Source organism: Lutibacter sp. HS1-25 (assembly GCF_004121075.1).
In the GTDB taxonomy this organism is placed as follows: Bacteria; Bacteroidota; Bacteroidia; order Flavobacteriales; family Flavobacteriaceae; genus Lutibacter.
The window spans coordinates 60,001-63,424 of record NZ_RHLN01000020.1 but is presented as its reverse complement, the minus strand read 5'-3'; the positions used below and the strand labels follow the sequence as shown (position 1 = coordinate 63,424).

2 rRNA genes are annotated in these 3,424 nt (G+C 45.4%); both read right to left on the bottom strand.

The features are described 5' to 3' along the window. Window positions 1-193: 193 nt before the first annotated feature. A 5S ribosomal RNA gene (gene rrf, locus EC396_RS08965) occupies window positions 194-304 on the bottom strand. A gap of 150 nt (window positions 305-454) precedes the next feature. Continuing rightward, window positions 455-3,334 (bottom strand): 23S ribosomal RNA (locus EC396_RS08960). Window positions 3,335-3,424 lie beyond the last annotated feature (90 nt).

The following is a 3,424-nucleotide window of genomic DNA, read 5'->3' as shown; positions in this document are numbered from 1 at the left end:
TTTTGAATTATAGATATTTTTTAGGTAATCACAGACACACTTTTTTGGACGGTATCGGATGGTATCGTTATTAATAGACGAAGACACACAAAGTTGGACGCTACCGTTATACAATTGATAATTGATAAAACCTTTGGGTAAAAAAAAGGATAAAAAAAAACCTTCAATAATTTAATATTGAAGGTTTTCAAAAGAAAGGCGGCGACATACTCTCCCACCATAATGGCAGTACCATCTGCGCTGATAGGCTTAACTTCTCTGTTCGGGATGGGAAGAGGTGAGCCCTATCGCTATAACCACCTTAAGGGTTTAGTTTAAAGTTTTGAGTTTAAAGTTCTAAGTTTTTCACTTTTCAACTTTTGACTTTTCAACTTTACACTGCAGCCTTCGCTGCTTATGAGTTAACATACTGAAAAAATAATATCTTATAAATCAATTTTTAATAAAAAAGTTCGCATAAAAGCCTATGGGTTATTAGTACTACTCGGCTATGACATTACTGCCGTTACACCTATAGCCTATCAACGTGGTGATCTCCCACGACCCTTTAAAGAAATCTCATCTTGTGGTGGGTTTCGCGCTTATATGCTTTCAGCGCTTATCCCTTCCCGACGTAGCTACCCAGCAATGCTCCTGGCGGAACAACTGGTACACCAGAGGTCAGTCCAACACGGTCCTCTCGTACTAGTGTCAGATCCACGCAAATTTCTAACGCCCGCTACAGATAGAGACCGAACTGTCTCACGACGTTCTGAACCCAGCTCGCGTGCCACTTTAATGGGCGAACAGCCCAACCCTTGGGACCTTCTCCAGCCCCAGGATGTGACGAGCCGACATCGAGGTGCCAAACCCCCCCGTCGATATGAGCTCTTGGGGGAGATCAGCCTGTTATCCCCGGCGTACCTTTTATCCTTTGAGCGATGGCCCTTCCATGCGGAACCACCGGATCACTATGCTCTACTTTCGTACCTGATCGACCTGTATGTCTCTCAGTCAAGCTCCCTTATGCCATTGCACTCTACGCACGGTTACCAAGCGTGCTGAGGGAACCTTTAGAAGCCTCCGTTACTCTTTTGGAGGCGACCACCCCAGTCAAACTACCCACCAAGCACTGTCCCCATCACTGGGTTAGACTCTAGATAAGCAAAGGGTGGTATTTCAACGATGACTCCACAACGCCTAGCGACGCCGCTTCAAAGTCTCCCACCTATCCTACACATTACTTATCCAAAACCAATACTAAGCTATAGTAAAGGTGCACGGGGTCTTTTCGTCCCGTAGCGGGTAATCGGCATCTTCACCGATACTACAATTTCACCGAGCTCATGGCTGAGACAGTGTCCAGATCGTTGCACCATTCGTGCAGGTCGGAACTTACCCGACAAGGAATTTCGCTACCTTAGGACCGTTATAGTTACGGCCGCCGTTTACTGGGGCTTCATTTCATTGCTTCGCCGAAGCTAACAACTCCACTTAACCTTCCAGCACCGGGCAGGTGTCAGACCCTATACATCATCTTTCGATTTAGCAGAGTCCTGTGTTTTTGATAAACAGTCGCCTGGACCTTTTTACTGCGGCCCACATTGCTGTGGGCGACCCTTCTCCCGAAGTTACGGGTCAATTTTGCCTAATTCCTTAGCCATGAATCACTCGAGCACCTTAGAATTCTCATCCCAACTACCTGTGTCGGTTTACGGTACGGGTTCTCATAATCTGAAGCTTAGAAGTTTTTCTTGGAAGTTCTTAATCACACTATCTACGCAGCCGAAGCCTTGTAGTACTATCCCGCTTTAGCAAAATCTGCGCATTTAACTACAGATCCTATACCTACACGGTTCAACGTACTATTCCGTCAGTACGCGGTGAGTTCATTACTCCGTCCCTCCATCGCAATTATAAGAAGTACTGGAATATTAACCAGTTATCCATCGACTACTCCTTTCGGATTCGCCTTAGGACCCGACTAACCCTCAGCTGATTAGCATCGCTGAGGAAACCTTAGTCTTTCGGTGTGCGGGTTTCTCGCCCGCATTATCGTTACTTATGCCTACATTTTCTTTTGTAACCACTCCAGCAAGTCTCACAACTCACCTTCTACGCAGGTTACAATGCTCCCCTACCAATCTACATATAATGTAGAGTCCATAGCTTCGGTAATATACTTATGCCCGATTATTATCCATGCTCGATCGCTCGACTAGTGAGCTGTTACGCACTCTTTAAATGAATGGCTGCTTCCAAGCCAACATCCTAGCTGTCAGTGCAATCGAACCTCGTTAGTTCAACTTAGTATATATTTGGGGACCTTAGCTGATGGTCTGGGTTCTTTCCCTCTCGGACATGGACCTTAGCACCCATGCCCTCACTGCTGTGTATATTTTATAGCATTCGGAGTTTGTCAGGAATTGGTAGGCGGTGAAGCCCCCGCATCCAATCAGTAGCTCTACCTCTATAAAACTTTACCACAACGCTGCACCTAAATGCATTTCGGGGAGTACGAGCTATTTCCGAGTTTGATTGGCCTTTCACCCCTACCCACAGGTCATCCAAAGACTTTTCAACGTCAACTGGTTCGGTCCTCCACTATGTGTTACCACAGCTTCAACCTGCCCATGGGTAGATCACTCGGTTTCGCGTCTACTACTACTAACTTAGCGCCCTATTCAGACTCGCTTTCGCTTCGGCTCCGTGTCTTAAACACTTAACCTTGCTAGTAAAAGTAACTCGTAGGCTCATTATGCAAAAGGCACGCTGTCACACGGTAAACGTGCTCCAACCGCTTGTAGGCGTACGGTTTCAGGATCTATTTCACTCCCTTACTTAGGGTTCTTTTCACCTTTCCCTCACGGTACTAGTTCACTATCGGTCTCTCAGGAGTATTTAGCCTTACCGGATGGTCCCGGTTGATTCATACAGGGTTTCACGTGCCCCGCACTACTCAGGATACCACTATCAATAACTTCGATTACTTATACAGGACTATCACCCTCTATGGTTGCTCTTTCCAAAGCATTCTAATTCTCTTAGCATCAAATATCGTGGTCCTACTACCCCAATCTTGCCGTAACAAAACTGGTTTGGGCTAATCCGCGTTCGCTCGCCACTACTAGCGGAATCACTGTTGTTTTCTCTTCCTCCGGTTACTTAGATGTTTCAGTTCACCGGGTTTGCCCCTATTGCTAGGTGATATATCTTCAATATATCGGGTTGCCCCATTCGGATATCTGCGGATCAAATCGTTTGTGCCAATCCCCGCAGCTTTTCGCAGCTTATCACGTCCTTCATCGCCTCTGAGAGCCAAGGCATCCACCATACGCCCTTATTTAGCTTTTTATGCTTTTGCTTTTTATTTGTTGTAATATATATTTCTATATATAGCTTAATAAAAATTACTTTTTATTATATTTTTGATTTTTACGATATC